Source organism: Nocardia sp. NPDC005745, assembly GCF_040630775.1.
Lineage (GTDB): Bacteria > Actinomycetota > Actinomycetes > Mycobacteriales > Mycobacteriaceae > Nocardia.
The window spans coordinates 93,005-117,164 of the sequence record NZ_JBEXYF010000002.1; the positions used below are offsets into that span (position 1 = coordinate 93,005).

24 protein-coding genes are annotated in these 24,160 nt (G+C 67.6%); 14 read left to right on the forward strand and 10 right to left on the reverse strand.

Annotation, left to right across the window (positions count from 1 at the left end; translation table 11 throughout):
* Positions 1 to 138 precede the first annotated feature (138 nt).
* The 3 genes from ABZ420_RS03345 to ABZ420_RS03355 all read left to right on the forward strand — a co-directional run bounded on the left by ABZ420_RS03345 (position 139) and on the right by ABZ420_RS03355 (position 2,877).
* A complete protein-coding gene (locus ABZ420_RS03345) occupies positions 139 to 1,014 on the forward strand; it encodes an intradiol ring-cleavage dioxygenase (protein WP_357116977.1) in 876 nt (291 codons plus the stop codon).
* 493 nt (positions 1,015 to 1,507) lie between these two features.
* Positions 1,508 to 2,470 (forward strand): class 1b ribonucleoside-diphosphate reductase subunit beta, encoded by a 963-nt coding sequence (gene nrdF, locus ABZ420_RS03350; RefSeq protein ID WP_357116620.1) that lies wholly within the window; start codon positions 1,508 to 1,510, stop codon positions 2,468 to 2,470.
* A 248-nt stretch (positions 2,471 to 2,718) separates the two neighbouring features.
* Positions 2,719 to 2,877, forward strand: a complete 159-nt coding sequence (locus ABZ420_RS03355) for a hypothetical protein (RefSeq protein WP_357116622.1) — start codon at positions 2,719 to 2,721, stop codon at positions 2,875 to 2,877.
* A gap of 134 nt (positions 2,878 to 3,011) precedes the next feature.
* On the opposite strand, the gene mgtE is transcribed toward ABZ420_RS03355, so the two are convergent.
* Positions 3,012 to 4,376: a magnesium transporter gene (gene mgtE, locus ABZ420_RS03360; protein ID WP_357116624.1), complete on the reverse strand. Its 1,365-nt coding sequence runs from the start codon at positions 4,374 to 4,376 to the stop codon at positions 3,012 to 3,014.
* Between the two features lie 787 nt (positions 4,377 to 5,163).
* Between mgtE and ABZ420_RS03365 the strand changes: the two genes are divergently transcribed.
* From ABZ420_RS03365 to ABZ420_RS03385, 5 genes are all read left to right on the forward strand, one after another.
* Positions 5,164 to 6,246 (forward strand): ABC transporter substrate-binding protein, encoded by a 1,083-nt coding sequence (locus ABZ420_RS03365; protein ID WP_357116626.1) that lies wholly within the window; start codon positions 5,164 to 5,166, stop codon positions 6,244 to 6,246.
* The gene (locus ABZ420_RS03370; protein WP_357116628.1) at positions 6,243 to 7,097 is read left to right on the forward strand and encodes an ABC transporter ATP-binding protein; all 855 of its coding nucleotides are present in this window, start codon (positions 6,243 to 6,245) and stop codon (positions 7,095 to 7,097) included. The genes ABZ420_RS03365 and ABZ420_RS03370 overlap by 4 nt, the downstream gene beginning before the upstream one ends.
* Entirely contained in the window at positions 7,090 to 7,980 is an 891-nt protein-coding gene (locus tag ABZ420_RS03375) for an ABC transporter permease (RefSeq protein WP_357116630.1), read from the forward strand. Before ABZ420_RS03370 ends, ABZ420_RS03375 begins: the two co-directional genes overlap by 8 nt.
* Before the next feature lie 168 nt (positions 7,981 to 8,148).
* Entirely contained in the window at positions 8,149 to 9,096 is a 948-nt protein-coding gene (locus ABZ420_RS03380; RefSeq protein WP_357116632.1) for a TauD/TfdA family dioxygenase, read from the forward strand.
* Between the two features lie 471 nt (positions 9,097 to 9,567).
* Entirely contained in the window at positions 9,568 to 10,560 is a 993-nt protein-coding gene (locus ABZ420_RS03385; protein ID WP_357116633.1) for an LLM class F420-dependent oxidoreductase, read from the forward strand.
* A 288-nt stretch (positions 10,561 to 10,848) separates the two neighbouring features.
* Here the strand turns inward: ABZ420_RS03385 and ABZ420_RS03390 are convergent, their stop codons facing one another.
* The 5 genes from ABZ420_RS03390 to ABZ420_RS03410 form a co-directional block, all read right to left on the reverse strand.
* Entirely contained in the window at positions 10,849 to 11,670 is an 822-nt protein-coding gene (locus ABZ420_RS03390) for an SAM-dependent methyltransferase (protein WP_357116635.1), read from the reverse strand.
* Between the two features lie 160 nt (positions 11,671 to 11,830).
* Positions 11,831 to 13,912 carry a class 1b ribonucleoside-diphosphate reductase subunit alpha gene (gene nrdE, locus ABZ420_RS03395; protein WP_357116979.1) on the reverse strand — a complete coding sequence of 694 codons (2,082 nt, stop codon included), beginning with the start codon at positions 13,910 to 13,912 and terminating at the stop codon, positions 11,831 to 11,833.
* A gap of 62 nt (positions 13,913 to 13,974) precedes the next feature.
* Positions 13,975 to 14,436: a class Ib ribonucleoside-diphosphate reductase assembly flavoprotein NrdI gene (gene nrdI, locus ABZ420_RS03400; RefSeq protein ID WP_040868730.1), complete on the reverse strand. Its 462-nt coding sequence runs from the start codon at positions 14,434 to 14,436 to the stop codon at positions 13,975 to 13,977.
* A 70-nt stretch (positions 14,437 to 14,506) separates the two neighbouring features.
* Positions 14,507 to 14,740 (reverse strand): redoxin NrdH, encoded by a 234-nt coding sequence (locus tag ABZ420_RS03405; protein WP_039799742.1) that lies wholly within the window; start codon positions 14,738 to 14,740, stop codon positions 14,507 to 14,509.
* A gap of 391 nt (positions 14,741 to 15,131) precedes the next feature.
* A complete protein-coding gene (locus ABZ420_RS03410; protein ID WP_357116637.1) occupies positions 15,132 to 15,701 on the reverse strand; it encodes an NAD(P)H-dependent oxidoreductase in 570 nt (189 codons plus the stop codon).
* A 144-nt stretch (positions 15,702 to 15,845) separates the two neighbouring features.
* On the opposite strand from ABZ420_RS03410, the gene ABZ420_RS03415 reads away from it, so the two are divergent.
* Together ABZ420_RS03415 and nadE are read left to right on the forward strand one after the other, a co-directional pair.
* Positions 15,846 to 16,451, forward strand: a complete 606-nt coding sequence (locus ABZ420_RS03415; protein WP_062969540.1) for a TetR/AcrR family transcriptional regulator — start codon at positions 15,846 to 15,848, stop codon at positions 16,449 to 16,451.
* Positions 16,452 to 16,473: 22 nt separating this feature from the next.
* Complete coding sequence (gene nadE, locus ABZ420_RS03420; RefSeq protein WP_357116640.1) at positions 16,474 to 17,298, forward strand: ammonia-dependent NAD(+) synthetase; 825 nt, start codon at positions 16,474 to 16,476, stop codon at positions 17,296 to 17,298.
* Positions 17,299 to 17,402: 104 nt separating this feature from the next.
* Here the strand turns inward: nadE and ABZ420_RS03425 are convergent, their stop codons facing one another.
* Both ABZ420_RS03425 and moaA read right to left on the reverse strand, forming a co-directional pair.
* Complete coding sequence (locus ABZ420_RS03425; protein WP_357116642.1) at positions 17,403 to 17,645, reverse strand: MoaD/ThiS family protein; 243 nt, start codon at positions 17,643 to 17,645, stop codon at positions 17,403 to 17,405.
* The gene (gene moaA / locus ABZ420_RS03430; protein WP_357116644.1) at positions 17,638 to 18,696 is read right to left on the reverse strand and encodes a GTP 3',8-cyclase MoaA; all 1,059 of its coding nucleotides are present in this window, start codon (positions 18,694 to 18,696) and stop codon (positions 17,638 to 17,640) included. The genes ABZ420_RS03425 and moaA overlap by 8 nt, the downstream gene beginning before the upstream one ends.
* Positions 18,697 to 18,950: 254 nt before the next feature.
* Between moaA and glp the strand changes: the two genes are divergently transcribed.
* Genes glp through ABZ420_RS03450 form a run of 4 tightly spaced genes read left to right on the forward strand, consistent with a single transcriptional unit; the run spans position 18,951 to position 22,747 of the window.
* Complete coding sequence (gene glp / locus ABZ420_RS03435) at positions 18,951 to 20,195, forward strand: gephyrin-like molybdotransferase Glp (RefSeq protein ID WP_357116646.1); 1,245 nt, start codon at positions 18,951 to 18,953, stop codon at positions 20,193 to 20,195.
* Complete coding sequence (gene moaCB, locus ABZ420_RS03440) at positions 20,192 to 21,247, forward strand: bifunctional molybdenum cofactor biosynthesis protein MoaC/MoaB (RefSeq protein ID WP_357116648.1); 1,056 nt, start codon at positions 20,192 to 20,194, stop codon at positions 21,245 to 21,247. Before glp ends, moaCB begins: the two co-directional genes overlap by 4 nt.
* Positions 21,234 to 21,668: a molybdenum cofactor biosynthesis protein MoaE gene (locus tag ABZ420_RS03445; RefSeq protein ID WP_357116650.1), complete on the forward strand. Its 435-nt coding sequence runs from the start codon at positions 21,234 to 21,236 to the stop codon at positions 21,666 to 21,668. Before moaCB ends, ABZ420_RS03445 begins: the two co-directional genes overlap by 14 nt.
* 56 nt (positions 21,669 to 21,724) lie before the next feature.
* Complete coding sequence (locus ABZ420_RS03450) at positions 21,725 to 22,747, forward strand: AraC family transcriptional regulator ligand-binding domain-containing protein (RefSeq protein ID WP_357116652.1); 1,023 nt, start codon at positions 21,725 to 21,727, stop codon at positions 22,745 to 22,747.
* Here ABZ420_RS03450 and ABZ420_RS03455 read toward each other — a convergent pair.
* Positions 22,737 to 22,928: a hypothetical protein gene (locus tag ABZ420_RS03455; protein ID WP_357116654.1), complete on the reverse strand. Its 192-nt coding sequence runs from the start codon at positions 22,926 to 22,928 to the stop codon at positions 22,737 to 22,739. The genes ABZ420_RS03450 and ABZ420_RS03455 overlap by 11 nt on opposite strands.
* Before the next feature lie 188 nt (positions 22,929 to 23,116).
* On the reverse strand, positions 23,117 to 24,151 hold the full coding sequence (locus tag ABZ420_RS03460; RefSeq protein WP_357116656.1) for a CobW family GTP-binding protein: 1,035 nt from the start codon (positions 24,149 to 24,151) through the stop codon (positions 23,117 to 23,119).
* Positions 24,152 to 24,160 lie beyond the last annotated feature (9 nt).

The following is a 24,160-nucleotide window of genomic DNA, read 5'->3' on the forward strand; positions in this document are numbered from 1 at the left end:
GAACTCCCAGCACGAACCCAGCCGGACACGAGCGCCCGTTCCTAACGTCGTGCAGAACGATGTCGGCGAACGAAAGGACAGACGGTGGGCGCACGGCGCGATGAGGTGCACGAACACGATCTCGGCCTCACACACGATATGAAGGTGATGGTGTCCCGGCGCCGCGCCCTGCTCTTCTTCGGGGCGACCGCGGGCGCGGCGGCGGTCGCGGCAGGCTGCGCGTCGGGATCGAACGACACGACGGCCGGCACGACCGGGACCGCATCGGCTACCACCGCGCAATCCGGCGGCGTCACCGCCGCTCCGCGGGAAACCGAGGGACCGTATCCGGGCGACGGGTCGAACGGACCCAACGTCCTCATCGAGTCCGGCGTGGTGCGCAGCGACATCACGAGCTCGTTCGGCTCGTACTCCGGCGTCGCGCAGGGCGTCCCGATGACGCTCGAACTCACGCTGCGCGATCTGGCGAACAGCGGCGCGGCGGGGGCGGGCATGGCGGTGTACGTGTGGCACTGCGACCGGGACGGCAACTACTCGCTCTACAGCAGCGGTGTCACCGAGCAGAACTACCTGCGCGGTGTGCAGGTGGCAGGCGCCGACGGCAAGGTGAGTTTCACCTCGATCTTCCCGGCCTGCTACTCGGGCCGGTGGCCGCACATCCATTTCGAGGTCTACGACTCGCTGGAGACCGCGGTCGCGGGCCGGAACGCACGGCTGACCTCGCAGATCGCGCTGCCCCAAGACACCTGCGCGGCGGTGTTCGCCTACGACTCCGGTTACGCGCGCAGCGTCACCAATCTGGCCGCGGTCTCGCTCGACTCGGACGGCGTCTTCGGCGACGGCTGGGACGCCGAACTGGCGACCGTGACGGGCGCGCCGTCCTCCGGGCTGCGCGTCTCGCTCACCGTGGGCGTCGCCGAGAAATCGCAGAACACACAGTCGGCAAACGGTTCCGCGCAGCCCGGTGGGCGGCCGCCCGGCGGCGGCGCACCCGGCGGCCGGCCTCCGCGGTAGCGACCGGTCCTGCGCACCGTCCGCCACGGGCTCTCCGGCCGGGCGTTGGTCGCTGATCGATTCGGCGCAGGTAGACAACCGCGCGTCGAAGCGGCTCGGTCCCCGGGCAGCGGTGACTTGCGGCACTGCCGCCGTCCCGCCGCACCGGGGAAACGAAGGATCAGCGAGCCCGGCAACGCTTTCGCGGCCGAGCGGAGGCAGGCATGCACACCTGGTGCGCCGCGTCGTCAGCCTGTCGCCCCCGCCTTATGTCACACCTATTGGCAAACTTTCAGCGATCAATCGGACCGACGGTGCCGATGTAGTCGCCGGAAGGCGCGTACCGCACAATAGGGGGCCGCGCGCGGCGCGCCCTGGCGTTCTTCCGCACATAGGACGCGTGTCGCGGCGACACAAGGTGTTGTGCTACGCGGACATGTCAGCCACTAGGAGTAGTGTTCCGAGGGTAGGCATTCCGTGACGGCAGCGTGCTCGGGAAAGGCGTGGAGGCAGGATGAAACTGATCGATCGGGTGTCGGCCATCAACTGGAATCGGGTGCCCGACGAAAAGGACGCCGAGGTCTGGGACCGGCTGACCGGCAACTTCTGGCTGCCGGAGAAGGTGCCGGTCTCCAACGACATCCCGTCGTGGAACACCCTGACCGCCGACGAGAAGCAGCTGACCATGCGGGTCTTCACCGGCCTGACCCTGCTGGACACCATCCAGGGCACCGTCGGCGCGGTGAGTCTCATCCCGGACGCGCTGACCCCGCATGAAGAGGCGGTGCTGACCAACATCGCGTTCATGGAGTCGGTGCACGCCAAGAGCTACAGCTCGATCTTCTCCACGCTGTGCTCCACCCGCGAGATCGATGAGGCGTTCCGCTGGTCGGAGGAGAACCGCAACCTCCAGCGCAAGGCCGAGATCGTGCTGTCGTACTACAACGGCGACGATCCACTCAAGCGCAAGGTCGCCTCCACGCTGCTGGAGAGCTTCCTGTTCTACTCCGGTTTCTACCTGCCGATGCACTGGTCGTCGCGGGCCAAGCTCACCAACACCGCCGACATGATCCGCCTGATCATCCGGGACGAAGCGGTCCACGGCTACTACATCGGCTACAAGTACCAGAAGGGCTTGGAGCTGGTCACCCAGGCCGAGCGGGACGAACTCAAGAACTACACCTTCGAGCTGCTGTTCGAGCTCTACGACAACGAGGTCGACTACACCCAGGACCTCTACGACGAGGTCGGCCTCACCGAGGACGTCAAGAAGTTCCTGCGCTACAACGCCAACAAGGCGCTGATGAACCTCGGCTACGAGGGCCTGTTCCCCAAGGACGAAACCGACGTGAACCCCGCCATCCTCTCGGCCCTGTCCCCCAACGCCGACGAGAACCACGACTTCTTCTCCGGTTCGGGCTCGAGCTACATCATCGGCAAGGCGGTCAACACCGAGGACGAGGACTGGGAGTTCTGAGACCACCAGGACTGGCGACGGCTACTCTCTACTGCCAAGCGCGCGGCGGGCTCAAACGCCACAGGTCGCCCAGGAACTCAACGACCGCCCACGCGGAACCGCTCGGCTGGGATACCCCAGCCGAGCGTCTCCGCGATCTACTCACCACCTGAGAACCAGGCAGTGTTGCGACGACCCCTGGAATCCAAGGCGCGCGCTTGGGTTCACGCGGTCGTCGCAACACTCTTGAATGAGAGGTTGCGGCGACCGTGTCGTTTTCGGAGGATGTGAACCGGTTCGATGATCAACTGGTCGAGTTGGTCGGTGCCGGGGTGGCGGTGCGAGAACCCGCTGCTGCGTGGGGGATTAGCTCGAGCTACATCATCGGCAAGGCGGTCAACACCGAGGACGAGGACTGGGAGTTCTGAGCTGACCGAGCCCGGCGACGCGACCGCGGAGCCGGGCTCGAGCCAGTGGTCGGTGTCGTCGGCAAGGACACGACACCGGAGAGGTCGAACGAGTCCTGTGTGAACTGCCGATCTCCGCTTCGGGCCGGTCGCCCTCAGATTCCCAGGACCAGCTTGGCCGTCGTGAAGTAGATGATCAGGCCGGTGGCGTCGACCAGGGTGGTGACCATCGGCGCGGAGACGACCGCGGGGTCGATGCGCAGTTTCTTGGCCAGCAGCGGCATGGTGCCGCCGATGGTGGCGGCCCAGCCGCAGATCAGGACCAGGGTGATGCCGACGACCAAGGCGATGCGCGTACCGACGAAAAGGGCGCCGATCGCCAAGCCCACCGAGGCCAGCAGCGAGCCGAGCACCAGGCCGACCCGGCATTCCCGCCAGATCACCTTCAACAGGTCCGACGCCTTGACCTCGCCGACCGCTACCGCGCGCACGCAGGCGGTGGCGGCCTGCGCGCCCGCGTTCCCGCCGGCGCCGATCAGCAGCGGGATGAACAGCGCAAGGTGCGCCGCCTGCTGCAAGGTGCCCTCGAAGAAGTCGGTCACGCTCACCGTCAGCGTCGCGGCGAAGAGCAACAGCAGCAGCCACAGTGCGCGATAGCGGGCCAGCTGGAACACCCCGGCGGCCATGTAGTGGCCCTCCCACGGCGCCGATCCCGCCTGCAACGCCACGTCCTCGCTGTCGGCGGCCTCGATCACCTCGACCGCGTCGTCGATGGTGAGCAGCCCGACCAGCCGGTCCTCGCTGTCCACCACCGGCAGGTTGATGTCGTTGGTCTCGCGCATCAGGCGGGCGGCCTTCTCCGCGGAATCGGTGGCGCGCGCGAAGGCCGGTTCGGTGACGACCAGCTCCGACACCATGGTCTCGGGCTTGCTGAGCACCAGTTCGCGCAGTTCGACGATGCCGGTCAGCCGCCTGCCCGTATCGACCACCGGCAGCGTGTACACCGTCTCGGCGTTGCCGCCCTTGGCGCGCACCATGCCGAGCGCTTCGGCCACCGTGAGGTCACGCGGCAGCGCCACCACCTCCGGCGTCATGAACTGACCGGCGGAGCCCTCCGGGTAACCGAGCAGGCTCGCGGTCATCCGCCGCTCCCGCGGGCTCAGCCCGGCCAGCGCCTTCTTGGCCACCTTGGCGGGGGCCTCGCGCAGCATACGGGCGCGGTCGTCGGGCGCCATGCCCTCGACCAGGTCACGGAAGCTCTGATCGCGCAGTCCTTGCAGGATCTGCTGCTGGTCCACCGGCTCGAGTTCCTCGAAGACGGCCAGCGCCAAGTCTTTGTCGAGCAGGCGGAACGCCATCCCGGCTCGCACCGCGTCCATGCGGGCGAGCTGATCGGCGATGACGTGCGGCGGATGGTTGCCGAGCCAGTCCAGCGCGGCGTCCACGCGACGGGTTTCGACGATGTCCTGGAGGGATTCGGACAGCGTTGGACGTACTTCGATGATGTCGGTCTGCGACATGAGAGGACCTCAGCACATGCGTGAGTGAACGGAGAGCGCGAAATTCACACCGCGGGCGCCGGCCCCTGCCGTCGCGACCTGATCAGGAATGCGAAGGGGCGGCGCCGCGCGGCCTTCGACTGGGAGGTTCGCTGCGCATCGCTACCCCACCTCCCTCTCGTCGTCGCCGCGGATCTCGGATCTCCGCACCATGCGGATCCACATCTCGCGGACAGGAAACGTCCTCGTGCAGCTTACATGGCTTCGGGGACGATGATCACCTTACGACAGCGCGTTGTGACCGAAGCCGCTCCACGCCGGTCGGAATCGGGCGTCGTTCTCCCGCTGATGTCGGTGTGGATACCGGCGCGCCGACCGCGATGGCGGTCGACCGGCCGCGGTCGCGCGTCGTGCGGCGCACGCCGCTACCAGCCGGCGACCGTGTCACCCGGTCTCCGGAACGCTCGTCCGCTGGCCGACAGGGTTATACGCAGGGGGCGTCGAACTGTTGCTCCCATGCTTGGGAACCGGAACAGTGTTTCCCAAGCGGGCGTCGGAAGTCACCGCGCCTGTCCCGCACCGATATACCGCTCACGGAAGTCTCGAAGTGTCGACAGCAACAGCATTGATCCGCCGTCGCGCGGTCGACTTCATGCGCGTTCCGCACGGAATCTGTCGCCACTGAAGTAGCGCGGCATCGGTTCCCGGCCGAATCCCGCGCGGTCGTCCACCGCCGCATCGCTCCGCTGTGGTGTCGCCGGACGCCTGGCATCGAACTGCACGGCGTCTTCTCTTCGAAAGAACAACAATGCTCCTCTCTCCCTCCTCCCGGCGCGTCGCCAGCGCTCTCACAGCCGCCGTGGCGGTGCTCACCGGTCTATCCGTGCTCACCGGATGCGGCGAGTCCACCCCCGCCAAAACCGCCGACGGCAAGACCGTGCTGCGCTACCAAGGCGCCACCGGGCAGGTGAGTCCCGTCGAACTGGCCGATGACCTCGGCTATTTCACGAAGATCAGCCTGCACTGGGAAGGCGACACCACCAGCGGGCCTGCCAATATCCAGGCGGCGGCGACGAACCAGGTCGAGTTCGGCAGCGCGTTCAACGGCGCGGTGGTGAAACTGATCGCGGGCGGGGCGAAGGTCACCTCGGTGCTCAGTTCCTATGGCGCGGACGAGCAGTCGTTCACCGGTTACTACGTGCGCGACGACTCCGGCATCACCTCGGCACGCGATCTGATCGGCAAGAAGGTCGCGGTCAACACTCTCGGCGCGCACCACGAATTCATCACCAGGGAGTGGCTGCATCAGCAAGGTTTGACCGACGACGAGATCAAGCAGGTGCAGTTGGTCGTCGTACCGCCTGCCAACACCGAGGACGCGGTGCGCAAAGGACAGGTCGACGTCGGCGCCTTGGGCAGCGTCTTCCGCGACACCGCCCTCCAGCGCGGCGGTATCCACCCGCTGTACACCGACAAGGCCATCTTCGGCACGTTCGACTACGGCACCTACGTCTTCCGCAACGACTACATCGCCAAGAATCCCGAAGCCGTGGAGGACTTCGTGCAGGGCACCGCGCGCGCTGTGCGCTGGCTGCAGGTGACTCCGCGCGATCAGGTGCGTGAGCGGTTCGTCCAGATCATCGGCAAGCGCGGCCGCAACGAGAACACCAGCCTGGTGCCGTACTGGCTCAGCCCCGGGATCCCGGTGCCCGGCGCGGTGGTCGCCGACAAGGAACTGCAGATCTGGATCGATTGGCTGGTGCGCAACGGCGAACTGCCCAACGGCAAGTTGAAGGCCGCGGACCTGTTCACCAACAAGTTCAACCCGTACGCCAACGGCAAATTCACGCCGGAGGCGGGACCGACCGGAGAGGTGGTGGCCGCGAAATGACCACGGCTACGAAACTAGCGCTCACCGGAGTGCGCAAGCAGTTCGCGGTGCGCGGCTCCCAGGAGCGGTTCACCGCACTCGAGGACATCTCGCTGGAACTGCGTGAAGGCGAGTTCCTGGTCCTGGTCGGGCCGAGCGGCTCGGGCAAGTCGACGCTGCTCGACCTGCTCGGCGGGCTGAGCAAGCCCACCTCCGGTGAGATCCTGCTGGACGGGAAGCCGATCACCGGACCGGGCCTGGACCGCGGCATCGTCTTCCAGCAGTACGCCTTGCTGCCCTGGCGCACGGCCCGGTCCAATATCGAATTCGGTTTGGAGGCCAAGGGTTTACGCCGCAAGGCGCGGCGCGAGCTCGCCGACCACTACTTGGAACTGGTCGGGCTCTCCGGTTTCGGCGACCGCTACCCGCACGAACTGTCCGGCGGCATGAAACAGCGCGTAGCGATCGCGCGCAGTCTCGCGTTCGATCCCGAGGTGCTGCTGATGGACGAGCCGTTCGCCGCGCTCGACGCGCAGACCAGGGAATCGTTGCAGGACGAACTGTTGCGCATCTGGCGCGCCACCGGCAAGACCGTCCTGTTCATCACCCACGGCATCGATGAGGCGGTATATCTCGGCCAGCGTGTGGCCGTACTGACCTCACGGCCCGGCCGGATCAAGGCCATCATCGACGTCGAGCTCGACCGGGACACCGACGACGACATCCGCTCCTCCCAGCGCTTCCGGGACTACCGCCACGAGATCTGGACGCTGCTGCACAGCGAGGTCCAACGGGCCGCGAGCCTGGAACTGGAATCCCTCTCCGACCCGGCCGATATCGAATCCACCACCGAGAGGACGGCTCATGTCTAGTGCCATTCAGCTCAGCGAGCGGCCGGTACGGGAACGCGCGGTCCAGCCCAGCCGGCCCGCCCCGGTGCAGCGGGCCGAGCCGGCGCCCACCGCCCTGACGAAGACCCTGCGGGCGGTGGGCCGGTTCGCCTGGCGGGTATTCAAACCGACGGTCGTGATCGCGCTGTTCCTGCTGCTGTGGCAACTCGCCCCCACGCTCGGGCTGGTGGACGAGGTGTTCCTGCCGCCGTTCTCGGTGGTGGCCCAGGCGTTCGCCGACCTGGTGGCGAGCGGAGAGATGTGGACGCACATCTCCGCGAGCCTGAATCGTTCCCTGGCCGGATATTCCCTCGCGCTGGTCGCGGGCATCCCGGTGGGCATCGCGATCGCCTGGTACAAGCCGGTGGCGGACTTTCTGAACCCGATCCTCGAACTGTTCCGCAACACCGCGGCACTGGCGTTGCTCCCGGTCTTCTTGCTCATCCTCGGCATCGGCGAAACATCGAAGGTCGCCATCGTCGTCTACGCGAGCTTCTTCCCGATTCTGCTGAACACCATCACCGGAGTCCGCACCGTCGACCCGCTACTGGTCAAATCCGCTGCCTCCCTGGGCTTCTCACCGCTGCGTCTGTTCCAAAAGGTGATCCTGCCCGCGGCGCTGCCGTCCATCTTCACCGGTCTGCGGATGGCCGCCGCCAGCTCGATCCTCGTGCTGCTGGCCGCCGAGATGTTCGGGGCCAGGGCCGGGCTCGGCTATCTGATCACCGCCGCGCAGCAGAACTTCGCGATCCCGAACATGTATGCGGGAATCCTCGCCATCTCGCTGCTCGGCCTCGGCTTCAACGGCGTGCTGGTCACCCTGGAACGCCGCCTGTCGCGCTGGCGCGCCCCGGCGAACGCCTGAACCATGGCCGCCCGCCTCATCTTCGGAGGGCAGTCGCCGTGCGGGCGCTGACCAAACGACGCGTCGTGGACTTCATGCGGGTGTGCGGCAGCGCTTGTCGCCTTGCCGCACATCCCGCACCTCCGGTTGCCGCCGGCCCGATCCTCTGATCCGAAACGAGTTCTTCCGATGACCGCTGTACACGAAACCCCCATCTCGACCGTCACCGACAGCCCGGTGCTCGTCGCGCCCGTCGCCGGTCACATCGGCGCCGACGTCTCCGGCGTCGATCTCCGCGAACCGCTGACCGACCAGCAGGTCGCGGCCATCACCGACGCGCTGCACACCTACAAGGTGCTGTTCTTCCGCGATCAGCACATCGATCACGCGCAGCAGATCGCCTTCTCCCGCCGGTTCGGCGCGGTCACGCCGTCGCACCCGTACGACGACGACGCGCCGACCGAGCACCCGGAGATCCTCGCGGTCGACAGCCGGTTGTACGAGAAGCGGTTCGGTGTGCGGAAATTCAGCTACACCAACCACTGGCACACCGATGTCTCCGCGCTGATCAACCCGCCCGCCGCCTCGATCCTGCGCGCCGAGATCGCCCCGGCGCAGGGTGGCGACACCGGCTGGACGAACCTCGTCGCCGCCTACGAGAACCTGCCCGAGTCGCTCAAGCGATTCGTCGAGGGGCTGCGCGCCGAGCACCGCTTCGGCGGCAGCAGGCCGGCCTGGGACTCCGACAGCGACTACGCGAAGAAGGTCGCGGCCGCGCCGCTGATCACCGAACATCCGGTCGTCCGGGTGCATCCGGTGACCGGCGAGCGGGCGCTGTTCGTGAACCCCGGCTTCACCACCCGCATCGTCGGGCTCCGGCCGAACCAGAGCGACGCACTGCTGAAGCTGCTGTTCGACGAGGTGACCAACCCGGCCTACACCGTCCGGTTCCGCTGGGCGAAGGGCAGCCTCGCGTTCTGGGACAACCGCGCCACCGCGCACCTCGCACCGAGCGACCTCGACCACCTCGATGTCACCCGCGTGCTGTACCGCACCACACTCGAGGGTGACATTCCCGTCGGCGTCGACGGTTCGCCGTCCAAGGCCATCGCGGGAGAGAAGTTCAGCGGCGCCTAGGGTCCGCACACGCGAGGTCGGCCGGTCGGCAAGCAGTCGGCCGATCTCGCGTCTCCGCAGTATTCGAGTGGTCGCCTCTGATCGCGCAGAGGTCCGGGTTGTCGGGCTCACGGAGAGCAACGCACAGGGATGTGACTTTTGTGAGCCCTCCGATTCTGATTCAGAATGGCGCTGCTCACCAGTGCTGATCGAGGAAGTGTGCCGCATGACCGTGGCCTATTGGATCGTTGCCGCCGTCTTGGCGGGGCGAACTCGACGCGATCGGCCTGAACCTCCTGCTGCTCGCTCTCGCAGGCGTGGCTACCTGGCTCGCGACGATCTGGTGGTAGCGCGATCCAGACAGCGCCGCACGTGGCCTGAATTCGGTGCGGCGAGCGCCGAACGGTTGCCGGAGTGCGGCGAAGTGGGAACAGTGAGGTAGGAAAGCGCGGCGCTCGCCGCGGTGGTTCGGTACACACGAAGGAGATATTCGTGCGCTTCGGCATCTTCATTCCGCAGGGTTGGCGGCTCGATCTGGTGGGCATCGACCCGGCGGACCAATGGGGGGTGATGCGAGATCTCGCCCAGCGCGCCGACGCGAACCCGGCGTGGGAATCGCTGTGGGTGTACGACCACTTCCACACCGTCCCGGTCCCCACCGAGGAGGCGACGCACGAGGCATGGACGCTGATGTCGGCGTTCGCCGCCACCACCGCACGCATCCGCCTCGGCCAGATGTGTACCGCGATCAGTTACCGCAACCCGGCCTACCTGGCCAAGGTGGCCGCTACGGTCGACCTGATCTCGGGCGGCCGCGTCGAGATGGGTATCGGCGGCGGCTGGTACGAACACGAGTGGCGCGCCTACGGCTACGGTTTCCCGTCCGCGGGCGAAAGGCTGGGCCGCCTGGACGAGGGTGTGCAGATCTTCCGGCAGGCCTGGACCACGGGTTCGGCCACCCTCGACGGCAAGTACTACCAGGTCGACGGCGCCATCGTCCGTCCGCTCCCGTTGCAGGAGAACGGAATTCCGCTGTGGATCGCGGGCGGCGGCGAGAAGAAGACGCTGCGCATCGCCGCGCGATACGCCCAGTACACCAACTTCAGCGGTAACCCCGAGGAGTTCACCCACAAATCCGAGGTGCTGCGCGCCCACTGCGCCGACGTCGGCACCGACTTCGACGCGATCGTCCGCAGTTCGAACTTCAACGTCGTGATCGGCTCGACCCAGGCCGAAGTGGAGGATCGCCTCGCGGCACTGAAAGCCCGCCTCACACCCGTCATCGGCGAAGACGCGGCGAAGTCCTACTTCGAACAGCTGTACAACAGCGGCGCCGCCACCGGCACTCCCGAGCAGATCACCGAGAACCTGCGCCGAGTCGCCGACCTCGGCCTCGGCTACGCCATCTTCAACTTCCCCGAATCCGCCTACGACACCTCCGGCATCGAACTCTTCGAACGCGAAGTGCTCCCCGCACTGAGCTGAGTGCGCCGAGGCAGGTCTACCCGCAGCCGAGCGATCCTCTGCGCCTGGGCGTGAGTCCCACCAACCGAGTACTCATTCCCTGCCCCTGCCCCTGCCCCTGCCTGCATTAGTTGGCCATCCCCACACACCCGCCCACAACGGAGCGAGTCTTACGAGCGACCGTTCGCGGCCGTCTCGCGGCCGAGCGACCGAAGCGCATGCGCCGCAGGCGCGAGTCTCGGTTGCTCGGCCGCGAGACATAAAGGGCCGCGAACACGCCGCGCCGCAGGCGCGGCCAACAACACAGCACTACAACTTCCGGCCGACCGCGCTCCAGCAGTTCACTTGGGAGTCGAGCCAGGACGGTGACTCACCGTCGGTGCGCCATTGGTTGGAGACGACGATGCCCGGGTCCATCAGTTCCAGCCCCGTGAAGAATCGGGCGAATTCGTCTCGCGTGCGTGCCTGGGCATAGACCCCGCTCTGCCTGTACACGTTCAGGGCCTCGGTCATCATCTCCGGTTCGAGGTCGGCGGTGATGTGCGAGACCACGAGGAACGAACCCGGCGCGAGGGCGCCGAGCAGCGTCTGGACTATTCCGTAGGGGTCCTGCTCGTCGGACAGGAAATGCAGCACGGCGACCAGGCTCAGCGCCACCGGACGCTTCAGGTCCAGGGTGTCGAGGAGTTCGGGGGCGGACAGGATCGCCGCGGGATCTTTCAGGTCGGCGTCGACGTAGGCGGTGCGACCCTCCGGCGTACCGGTGAGCAGGGCGCGGGCGTGGGACAACACGATCGGGTCGTTGTCCACGTAGACCACCCGCGCTTCCGGCGTCGGCGCCTGCGCCACCTGGTGCAGGTTCGGCTCGGTGGGGATGCCGGTGCCGATGTCGAGGAACTGGGTCACGCCCATCGCGGTGAGCGCGTTCACCGCACGGTGCATGAAGAGCCGGTTCTGCCGAGCCGCGACCCGGGTGGCGGGAAAAGCCGCGATCACCTTCTCGGCCGCGTCCCGGTCCACCTGATAGTGGTCTTTGCCGCCCAGCACGTAGTCGTATATTCGCGCGCTGCTCGGCACGCTCGCGTTGTGAATCGGACGGAGCGGCTTACCGTTGCCGCCGAGATCGGTCATTGTCGTTCCCATCACTACCGGATCGCCTCTGCCCCAGCATATTCCAGGCGCGGGATGGGCACCGCACCGCGACGGAAGCCCGGCATGGGAACACCTCGGGGGCCGGAGAATGCGAAACAGGGTGGCCGCCCAGCGGGAAGCCACCCTGTTCGCTACGGGATCACAGCATGCAGGAGACGCAACCTTCGACTTCGGTTCCCTCCAGTGCCATCTGGCGCAGCCGGATGTAGTAGAGGGTCTTGATGCCCTTGCGCCAGGCGTAGATCTGCGCGCGGTTGAGATCGCGGGTGGTGGCGGAGTCCTTGAAGAACAGTGTCAGCGACAGGCCCTGGTCCACGTGCTGGGTGGCCGCGGCGTAGGTGTCGATGATCTTCTCGTAGCCGATCTCGTAGGCGTCCTCGTAGTACTCGAGGTTGTCGTTGGTCATGTAGGGCGCCGGGTAGTAGACGCGCCCGATCTTGCCTTCCTTGCGGATCTCGATCTTCGACGCCACCGGGTGGATGGAGCTGGTGGAGTGGTTGATGTAGGAGATCGACCCGGTCGGCGGGACCGCCTGCAGGTTCTGGTTGTAGATGCCGTGCTCCATGACCGAGGCCTTCAGCTCGCGCCAGTCGTCCTGGGTCGGGATGTGCACGCCCGCGTCGGCGAACAACCGCCGGACGCGATCGGTCTTCGGCTCCCACACCTGATCGGTGTACTTGTCGAAGTACTCGCCGCTGGCGTACTTCGATTCGGGGAAGCCGCCGAAGTACGAGCCTCGCTCGATCGCGATCCGGTTCGACGCCCGGATAGCGTGGTAGACCACGGTGTAGAAGTAGATGTTGGTGAAGTCGATGCCCTCTTCGGAACCGTAGTGGATACGTTCGCGCGCCAGGTAGCCGTGCAGGTTCATCTGCCCGAGGCCGATGGCGTGCGAGGAGTTGTTGCCCTGCTCGATGGACGGCACCGAGTAGATGTGGGTCTGGTCCGACACGGCCGTCAGCGCCCGGATGGACACCTCGATGGTCTGCGCGAAGTCGGGCGAGTCCATCGTCTTGGCGATGTTCAGCGACCCGAGGTTGCAGGAGATGTCCTTGCCGATCTTGGCGTAGGACAGGTCGTCGTTGAACTCCGACGGCGTGGAGACCTGCAAGATCTCCGAGCACAGATTGGAGTGGGTGATCTTGCCCGCGATCGGGTTGGCCCGGTTCACCGTGTCCTCGAACATGATGTACGGGTAGCCCGACTCGAACTGCAGCTCGGCGATGGTCTGGAAGAACTCGCGCGCCTTGATCTTCGACTTGCGAATGCGCTTGTCGTCGACCATCTCGTGGTACTTCTCGGTGACGTCGATGTCGGCGAACGGCTTGCCGTAGATGCGCTCCACGTCATAGGGCGAGAACAGGTACATGTCCTCGTTCTTCTTGGCCAGCTCGAAGGTGATGTCCGGGATGACCACGCCGAGCGAGAGCGTCTTGATGCGGATCTTCTCGTCCGCGTTCTCCCGCTTGGTGTCCAGGAACCGGTAGATGTCCGGGTGATGGGCGTGCAGGTAGACCGCGCCCGCGCCCTGGCGCGCGCCGAGCTGGTTGGCGTAGGAGAACGAGTCCTCGAGCAGCTTCATGATCGGGATGACGCCCGAGCTCTGGTTCTCGATCTTCTTGATCGGCGCGCCGTGCTCGCGGATGTTGCTCAGCAGCAACGCGACACCGCCGCCGCGCTTGGACAGCTGCAGCGCGGAGTTGATCGAGCGCCCGATGGACTCCATGTTGTCCTCGATGCGAAGGAGAAAACAACTGACCGGCTCGCCGCGCTGCTTCTTGCCCGAGTTCAGGAAGGTCGGGGTGGCCGGCTGGAAACGGCCGTCGATGATCTCGTCGACCAGCTTGCTCGCCAGCGCCTCGTCACCGGCGGCGAGGGTGAGCGCGACCATGCACACCCGGTCCTCGAACCGCTCCAGGTAGCGCTTGCCGTCGAAGGTCTTCAGCGTGTACGAGGTGTAGTACTTGAAGGCGCCGAGGAAGGTGGGGAACCGGAACTTCTTGGCGTACGCCTGCTTGACCAGCTTCTTGATGAACGGGCGGCTGTACTGCTCCAGGACCTCCGCCTCGTAGTAGTTCTCGTCGATCAGGTAGTCCAGCTTCTCGTCCAGGTTGTGGAAGAAGACGGTGTTCTGATTGACGTGCTGCAAGAAGTACTGGTGGGCGGCCTCACGGTCCTTGTCGAACTGGATCTCCCCGTTCGGACCGTACAGGTTCAGCATCGCGTTGAGGGCGTGGTAGTCGAGGACCTCGCCCGCGTCGCCGCCACGGACCGGGGGCTGCTCTAAGCGAGCTGTTTTTCCGGCCGGTGCTGTCGTTGCTGTTGCCAAAACAATCCCAATCCCTCTCGGACGCGTTCGACGTCCTCAGCGGTTCCCATGAGTTCGAAGCGATACAGGTACGGCACGCCGCACTTGCGCGCGATCAGTTCGCCCGCGTAGCAGAAGGTGTCGCCGAAGTTCGTGTTCCCCGCCGCGATGACGCCACGCAGCAGCGCCCGGTTGTGCGGGTCGTTGAGGAACTTCGCGACTTGCCGCGGCACGAAATCCTTGTCGGAACGATCGCCCCCCAGCACGTGCCGACCGCCCCCATAGGTGGGGACGATCAGCACGTACGGTTCGTCTACGCGCAGCGAGTCGGCGGTGTGCAGTGGTATGCGAGTCGCCGGGAGCCCCAGCTTCTCGACGAAACGATGCGTGTTCTCCGAAGCGCTGGAGAAGTAGACCAGCGCCGTCGTCTCCGGCATGGTCGCCTTCCTCTTCTCGGGAGTGCCGCGGCGGACCGCCCGGCACTCGCACCTCGGATGCGGTGGAGGGTCAGGCCGCCACGGTCGCGAGCGACTTGATGCGGTCGGGCCGGAAGCCCGACCAGTGATCGTCTCCGGCCACCACGACCGGCGCCTGCAGGTAGCCCAGGGCCATGACGTAGTCACGCGCCTCGTCGTTCTCCGAGATGTCGATGACCTCGTAGTCCACCCCGGCCTTGTCGAGGGCCTTGTAGGTGGCGTTGCACTGGACGCAAGCGGGCTTGGTGTACACGGTGACGGTCATTGATGTCCCTCTCTCCTTGTGCCTGATCCACAGCCTGAGATCCGTTGCAATACACGATCGACGTATGCTGCGCAAACTTCTGGAGCCGGACTCGAATCCCCTGATCAGCCACTCGTGACCGACTCCTACCGGGTGGGGCCTCTCACCGTCTTCCAGTAGCGAAGACACTACACCTAGTGGCCGACAGATTCCTACAACACGACATGTAGCGAGTCACATTGATGAAATTCCATTGAGAGAAGTACCAGGACGCTCGATTCACCCCGGGATCAAACAGTGGCACAGATCACTGTTCGACACATCAGCATACTTTCAGCAAACCCACTGGCGAACGAAGAGGGCCACCGCTGCGCAGGCAGCGATGACCCTCGTCCGAGACCGGAGATGGAGCTTACACCGACGCGAATTCGCCCCGCGTGGCCTCGACCAGTTCGCGCACGGTGCCGGCCAGCTGGGTGAGTGCCTCGGCGTCGTCGCGCGGATGCGTGGCGCCGAAGCGCTCACCGATGACACCGAAGTGCAGGTGCGCGGCCTCGACCACGCGCGCGCCCGCCACGCCGAGCGCCTTGACGGCGTCGCCGTGCGCCCACTGCGCCGCGTTCGGGCTGATCGACGCACTCACCACAGCGGTGGGCTTGCCCTTGATGGCGCCAGCGCCGTACGGGCGAGAGGCCCAGTCGATCGCGTTCTTCAGCACCGCCGACAGCGTGCCGTTGTACTCCGGCGTGACCACCAGCAGGCCGTCGGCCTCGGCGACCGCGTCGCGCAGCGCCTGGGCCGCCGCCGGAACCGAGCCCGGGACGTCGATGTCCTCGTTGTAGAACGGGATGTCGGCGAGTCCGTCGTAGAGGGTGACCTCGACGCCCTCCGGCGCGGTGTGGGCCGCAGCCTCGGCCAGCCGCCGATTGACCGAGGCGGCGCGCAGGCTGCCGACGAGTGCGAGAATGCGGGTCTGGCTCATGAACACTCCTGGTGTACTGAATTAGATGGTGTCCGTACGTTCACCACACACTAACCGGACCATGGTCCGATTACTTCCCGCGGAGCCTGCGTGAGCGCTGTGAACTACCCCACACCCCACTCGACCTCCGATGGCTCCCGTCGGCTGCTCGACGTCGGCGCCCCGCTGCCCGGCACCTCGGAGCCCGCCGAGCGCGCCGACGCCGCGCGCAATCGCCGGCTGCTGCTGGACGCGGCGCAGCAGCTGGTGCGTGAGCACGGCGTGGACAGTCTCACCATGGACGCGCTGGCGAAACGCGCCGGGGTCGGCAAAGGCACGGTGTTCCGCCGGTTCGGCAGCAGGTCCGGTCTGATGCTCGCCCTGCTGGACCACTCCGAGCAGAAGTACCAGGAGTCGTTCATCTTCGGCCCGCCGCCGCTCGGCCCGGGCGCACCTCCGGTGGAACGACTGGTCGCCTTCGGGCGGGCCAGGCTCCTCGACATCGAAGTGGAAGGCGAACTGCATCGCGCGGCCGAACTCGGCGAGGCGGGTGACCGGTATTCCGGTGCGCCCTACGGATTGCTGCGCGCTCACGTCGCAATGCTGTTGCGGCAGGCCGACGTGCCCGGGGAGGTCCCGCTCGTCGCCGACTGGCTGCTGGCGATGCTGGGCGCGGCGCTGGTCATGCACCAGATGCACGTGCTCGGCTACACCCGCGAGCAGATCGGCGACAACTGGGAGGACGTCGTCCGGCGCGTTGTCACCCGCTGAATCGCCAGTACACTCGGGCGCCATGGGGAACCTGCGCGAACAGATCATCAGTGAATTGGGCGTCCAGCCCACGATCGAACCGAAGGAAGAGATCCGGCGCCGGGTCGATTTCCTCAAGGATTATCTGAACGCCACTCCCGCACGTGGTTTCGTTCTCGGCATCAGCGGTGGACAGGACAGTGCTCTCGCGGGCAGGCTGTGCCAGCTCGCGGTCGAGGAACTGCGCGCCGACGGCGTAGACGCGACCTTCCTCGCCGTCCGGCTGCCCCACGGCGTGCAGGCCGACGAGGCCGACGCGCTCACCGCCATGGACTTCGTCCGGCCCGACCGGCAGGTCGTGGTGAACATCCGGCCCAGCGCGAGCGCCGCGGCCGCGGAGGCGGCGTCGGCGTTGCAGGTGGACCAGCTGCGGGACTTCGTGCGCGGCAACATCAAAGCGCGCGAACGCATGGTGCTCCAGTACGCGCTGGCCGGGCAGGAGAACCTGCTCGTGATCGGCACCGACCACGCGGCCGAGGCGGTCACCGGATTCTTCACCAAGTACGGCGACGGCGGTGTCGACCTGACCCCGCTCACCGGTCTCACCAAACGCCAGGGCGCCGCCCTGCTCCAGGAGCTCGGCGCACCCGCAAGCATCTGGTCCAAGGTGCCCACCGCCGACCTGGAGGACGACCGCCCCGCCCTGCCCGACGAGGAGGCGCTCGGTCTGCGCTACAGCGAGATCGATGACTACCTGGAAGGCAAGGAGGTGACCCCCGAGGTCGCCGAGCGGCTGGAAGGCATCTTCCGCAACACCCGGCACAAGCGCACCGTCCCGGTGACTCCGCTGGACACCTGGTGGCGCTGAGCACCTGGGCCGACTCACCCGGCGCGAGACGGCGCGCCGGGAACCGCCGCTCCTGAAGCCATCGGCCGCGGCGGCGTGCCCGCCGGTGCGGACGCGTCGCCGGGCTATCCCCCGGCGAAGGGGGGCAGGACGTCGACCCGCGGGCTCAGCGCGGCGGCGGGATCACGGGTGAGCTCGTCACCGATCAGATAGGCGCACACCGACAGCATCTTGTCCAGGTCCTGGCCGTAGGTCGCGGACAGGGCGGCGCGCAGGTCGGCCACCGTCGCTCCGGCCGGGAGGTCGAGGGTTTCGCTGTCCTTGCCGACAGCGTCGGCGATCGCGGCGAAATAGCGGATCTCAACCACCGATTGCTCCCATCGTCCGCTCCGGGGGCACGAAGCCCTCGGCGTCGATGCCGTGACCTGCCCATTTGTTCCACATCGCGCCGCGCCAGAGGGTCGCGACCTCGTCGTCGCCCGCGCCGGAGCGCAGCACCTGGCGCAGGTCGAATTCCTGGTCGCTGAACAGGCAGGAGCGCAGCATGCCGTCCGCGGTGAGCCGGGTGCGGTCGCAGGTGGCGCAGAACTTGCGGGTCACGGTGGCGATGATGCCCACGGTGCCGGGGCCGCCGTCGACCAGCCACTTCTCCGCGGGGGCCGACGGGTCGGCGCGGCCTGCCTCGGTGAGCCCGAACCGGGCGCCGAGCACGTCGAGCAGCTCGGCGGCGGTGACCATGTTGGCGCGGGCCCACTCGTGGTCGGCGTCGAGCGGCATCTCCTCGATGAAACGCAGTTCGCAACCCTCGTCCAAGCACCAGCGCAGGAGATCCGACGCACCGGAGAGGGTTTCGCGCATCAAGACGGCGTTGACCTTGATCGGCGCCAGGCCGGCGGCACGGGCGGCGCGAACACCCGCGAACACCGATTCGAGGCGGTCGCGGCGCGTCAGCCGCGCGAAACCGGCCCGGTCCACGGTGTCCAGCGACACGTTCACCCGGTGCAGTCCCGCGGCGGCGAGGCCGAACGCGCGGTGCTCGAGCCCGATGCCGTTGGTCGTCATGGCCAGCGGGATGTGCGGCACCTCGGCGTGACAGCCCGCGATGATCTGTTCCAGCTCGCGGCGCATCAGCGGCTCGCCCCCGGTGAAGCGGACCTCACGCACCCCCAGCTCGCGCACCGCGAGGCGGACCAGACGCACGATCTCGTCCACCGTGAGCAGTTCGTGCCGGGGAATCTCCGGCAGCCCCTCCTCCGGCATGCAATAGGTACAGCGCAGCGAACACTTCTCGGTGATGGATACGCGTAGGTCGCGGGCGACGCGTCCGAAGCGATCCAGCAAATAGGGGGTGTCGGGACGGCCGGCGAGCGAGGGACGCCCGGAACGCACCGCGGGAATCCCGATCTCGACCAGAGTCACACGTCCATTATGACCGCCTGTCCCGATTCGGCTGCGGGCGGAATGCTCACCTCGGGCTCACCACGGCCGCGAATCGTCGGTGAGGCCCGCGCCGGGGACGAGCGCGACGCCGGGCGACCTGCGCACGGACCGGCGCGCGGCGACGGAGGCGGAAAACCGCCCGGATCGGGCGTTAGGCGTACCTCCGCCTTCGCTCCGGCCATGCGCAGGCTGAGGACGGACTACGTCCGACCGCACCCATTAGGCTGACTCGCATGAACCCTCGGCCCGCCGGCGTCTCGGCCAGGCCCGTCGACGACTACCGCGACAGCATCGAACAGCTGCTGCGGCCACTGGCCGCGCGCACGGTCGAGTCCGTCCCGGTGCCGCGGGCGCTGGGCAGGCAGTCGGCCGAGGACGTCCGCTCGCCGATCGAGTTGCCGGTGTTCCGGAACTCCGCGATGGACGGCTACGCGGTGCGCGCCGAATCGGTGCTGGTCGCCCCGGTCACCCTGCCCTTGACCGGCGTGGTCGCGGCGGGCGCGGCGGGCCGCACGCCGCTGCCGAGGGGCGCTGCGATGAAGGTGATGACCGGTGCGCCGATCCCGCCCGGCGCGGACTGCGTCGTGCCGGTGGAGGACACCCACGCGGGCGACGGCACGGTCACCATCGAACGCGGGCGCAGCGCAGGCGAATTCGTGCGGGAACCGGGGACGGACGTCCGGACCGGGGATCTGCTCGTGCGGGCGGGAACCATGCTCGCCCCCCGGCATGTCGCCGCCCTCGCCGCCGTCGGCCTGCCCGCGGTGGCGGTCTTCCGGGCGGTGCGCGCCGCGGTGATCACCACCGGCGACGAGCTGGTCGCGGCCGGAAAGCCGCTGCGTCCGGGGCAGATCTACAACTCCAACGGCGTCGCCCTCGCCGCGGCGCTCGCGGCGAACGGCGTCGATGTCGTCTCGGTGGTGCACAGCACCGACGATCCGGCGCGCTTCCGCGCGCTGCTGTCGGCGGCGACCGAGAACGCCGATGTGGTGTTCACCTCCGGCGGCGTGTCCAAGGGCGACTTCGAGGTGGTCAAGGACGTGCTGGAGCCGATGGGCGGGCGGTTCGGCTCGGTCGCGATGCAACCGGGCGGCCCGCAGGGACTGACCGTGGTCGACGGGGCGCCGGTGCTCAGCTTCCCCGGCAATCCGGTCAGCACGATGGTGTCGTTCGAGGTGTTCGCCCGCCCGATCCTGCGGCGTCTCGCCGGTCTGCCCGAGGTGGACACCTACGAGCTCCCTCTGGTCGACGCCGTGCCGCGCTCGCCGGAGGGCAAACGGCAATTCCTGCGGGGCAAACTCATCCGCGCCGATCCGGGGGAATCGCCCGCGCACGGACAGCCTCGGGCGGTCGAGGTGGTGTCCGGTCCCGGGTCGCATCTCGTGGCGGCCATGGCGTGGGCCGAGGTGCTGATCGATGTGCCCGCCGAGGTCACCGCGCTGCCCGCTGGAGCGCTTGTGCGAGTGTGGTCCTTATGAGCGAGCTGTCCCATGTCGACCAGGAAGGCCGCGCCCGGATGGTGGATGTGAGCGCGAAGAGCGACACCACCCGGATCGCAGTCGCGGCGGGCGAGTTACGCACCACGGCCGAGGTGGTCGCGCTGGTGCGGGCCGACGACCTGCCGAAGGCGGATGTGCTGTCCACCGCACGCATCGCGGGCATCTCGGGGGCGAAGAAGACCTCCGAACTGATCCCGCTGTGCCATCAGCTGGCGCTGTCGTCGGTGCGAGTGGAGTTCGGTTTCACCGACACCGCCATCACCATCGAGGCAACCGCGAAGACCAAGGGTCCCACGGGTGTGGAGATGGAGGCGCTCACCGCGGTCGCGGTCGCCGGGCTCACCCTGCACGACATGGTGAAGGCGGTCGACCCCGCGGCGACGCTCACCGACGTGCGGCTGCTCACCAAAGAAGGCGGCAAACGCGGCCATTGGGAGCGCCCGGCCGACGAAGGCCCGATCCCGCCTTCCGCCGACGACGACCTGTCCCCCGAGGACGCGGATACCGAGCCGGACATCTCGGAGTACGCCGGGCCGGAGTTCGACGAGGAGCCAAGGTCGGCCGTGGTGCTGGTCGCGTCGACCGGTGTGGCGGCGGGGACCCGCGAGGACACCACCGGTCCGGTGCTCGCGGACTGGCTGGCCGGACTCGGCTTCTCGGTGCGGGGCCCGCTGGTCTACGCCGACGCCGAGATCGAATTCGGCCTTGCCGACGCGTTGCGCTTCGAACCGGCGCTCGTCATCAGCACCGGCGGGACCGGTGCGTCACCCACCGACGGGACACCGGAAGCCACCCTCGCATTGCTCGACCGCGAACTCCCCGGTGTGGCGGAGGCGATCCGGCAGCGCGGCACGGCGAAATTCCCGCTGGCGGCGCTGAGTCGCGGCGTGGCGGGGCTGGCCGGGCGCTCGGTGGTGGTGAATCTGCCGGGATCGCCGGGGGGCGTTCGCGACGGCATCGCGGTGCTGGAACCGCTGCTGGATCATCTGCTCGCACAAGTCGCCGGAGGTGGAAGTCATGACAACGGCTGAGGCCATGGTCCGGCTCGCCCGGATCAGCGACCAGCCGCTCGACCCGGCGGAGGTCGAGGAGGCGGTCAGCGGACCGCACTACGGCGGGGTCGTGGTGTTCACCGGGAAGGTCCGCGACCATGATGGCGGGCAGGCCGTCTCGGCCCTGGAATACTCCGCGCACCCGCAGGCGGAACGCTTCCTGCGCACCGTCTGCGCGGAACTGGCCGCCGCGCACGGTTTGCCGGTCGCGGCCGTGCATCGCGTCGGCTCGCTGGGCATCGGTGACCGCGCGATCGTCGTCGCGGTGGCGGCGGCGCATCGGGGCGCGGCGTTCGCGGCGTGCTCGGAACTGGTGGATCGGATCAAGCACGAAGTCCCGATCTGGAAACGCCAGTTGTTCGCCGACGGCCTGTCCGAATGGGTGAACGCCTGCGGTTGACCTGACCGTGACATGAATCTCATGACGAATCAACACGACCGGGATAGCGTGTCGGCGTGGGAACCGACCAGGTCTTGCTCCACCGGTTCGTCATCTCGCAGCTCACCGCGGCCGGCGTCGACCGCGACCGGCTGCTCCGGGAATCCGGGTTGCCGGAGTGGACCATGGCGGGCGACGACGTGCACCTGCCCAGCCAGACGTTCTCCCGGCTGTGGGAGATCGGTGAACACGAACTCGGCGATCCGGACGTCGCCCTGAACGTGGCGAGCCGCTACGAACTCACCTGCCTCGGTCTCTACGACTACCTGTTCTCCTCGGCCCCGACGCTGGGCGCCGGATTGGCGACCTGTGGGCCGTACGTCACGGCGGTGACCACCAACCATCGGTTCGACCTGGTCGCGGAGAACGACGACGAGGTCACCCTGTATCTCGACATGATCGACGGGGAAGGCCGGGGCCGGGATCTCACTCAACTGTGGGGCCTGTGCGCGGTGCTCAGCCGCGCGCGGCGCGTGGTGCGCGAACCGCTGGCCCCGTCGCGGGTTTCGCTGCGCCAGCGCGCGCCCGCCAAGACCGACACCTTCGTCGAGGTATTCGGCACCGCCGCGATCGAGTTCGACGCGCCGGTGGACGCGATGACCTTCCGCGCCTCGGATATGGATCTGCCGCTGACCACCAGTGATCCGGTGCTGGCCGGCATCCTGCGGCCGTTGGCCGCGGCCCTTCCGCCCCCGCCGCCGCTGGCCACCGCCTGGCCGGAGCGTGTCGCGGCCGCGCTGGCGGACTGTCTGGACGAGGGCGACGCGTCCCTCGAGCGGGTGGCGCGCAGGCTGGCCACCAGCCCCCGCACGCTCCAGCGGCGGTTGCGAGAAGCGGGCACCACTTGGCGCGCGGAACTGGATCGGGCACGCGGCACGCGGCTGATCGCCGCGACGGCCACCGGCCCGCTGAGCCCGTCGCGCCAGGCCGAGATTCTCGGCTACTCCGACCCGGGATCGATGCGGCGAGCGGCCCGGCGATGGTCGCTGGCCACCCCCGCGTATCGCGCCGAGTGGGTGGAGCGGACGTTCACGGCCTGATGAAACGCGCGGCGATCGACCAGAACGTCGCGTCCTCGATCGCACGGAAATCCCAGCTGTTGGCGATGGCGTGGGTCTCGGCGACGATCGCGGGAACGTCGAAGTCCTCGCGGCTGGCGGTGCCCTTGGCCTCCAGCGCCTCGATGACGTACGCGGTGGCGCTCTCCATGGAATCTGACACGGGTAACTCCCATCGGTCGCAGAACGATTCGGTCGGTCACGGATGGGCTGCCGAGCGGCGCCGCGGGCGGCAGTACGCTCCCAGTGCCCGCGGACCGGCGGACACGCATTCAGTCTCATGAAAAGACTGCTCTGTCACCAGCACCGAACGCGACATGTCGCGAACAAACGCGCCAATCTGGCGCGCGTTCAGTGCGGTGTATAGCGCCACACGCCGAGCATGCTCTGCGCGTCGAGTGGTTCGGCGTCGTCGTGCACGATGTCGTGCAGCCGCGCCAGGGCCGTGTCGGTGCGCAGGCCTGCCCCGATGAGCACCAGCTGCGCGCCCCGCGCTTCGCCGCGCGACCAGCCGCCCGGCTCGAAGATGATGTGGCGGCCGACCATGTGCAGGACGAACTTCCTGCGTTCGTCGGCCACCCCGAAGGCGGCGAACCCCTTGGCCCGGAACAATCCCGGCGGCGGGTCCTCCAAGAAGCCGATCAACTTGCGCGGGTCGAGCGCTCGTTCACTGGTGAACGACACGCTGGCGTAGTCGTCGTGCAGATGACGGTGCCCGGCGTGGTCGTCGTGGTCGTGCTCGACGAGCAGTTCGTCGAAACTCAGCTGCTCGGCCACCAGCGGTCGGGTGCGGTGCGGTTGGTCGAACAGCAGCCCGGGATCGATCCGGCCGTAGGTGGTCGCGTACACCGGCACCGAACCGACCAGCGCCGCGACGTCCTCGCGCAGCCGTTCGAGTTGCTCGGGCGCGACCCGGTCGGCCTTGTTGACCACGACCAGATCGGCCAGCCGCAGATGCGTGCGCAGCTCCGGGTGGCGGGTACTGCTGCGCGGGAACTCTTCGGCGTCGACCACCTCGACCAGGCCGCCGTAGCGCAGGCGGGGATTGTCGCTGCCGACCACCATCCGGATGAGGCTGCGCGGCTCGGCCAAGCCGCTGGCTTCCACGACGATCACGTCGATTCCGGCCTTCGGCTGTGTGAGCCGGGTGAACAGCTCGTCCAGCTCGGTGACGTCGACCGCGCAGCACACGCACCCGTTGCCGAGCGAGACCATGGCGTCCACCTGCCCGGCGACCAGCATCGAATCGATGTTGATCGCCCCGAAGTCGTTGACCACCACCCCGATCCGCGTCCCCCGGTTGTCCCGCAGCAAGTGATTGAGCAGCGTGGTCTTTCCGGAACCGAGAAACCCCGCGACGAGCACAACAGGAATCCGGTCAGCCATTCCGCTCAC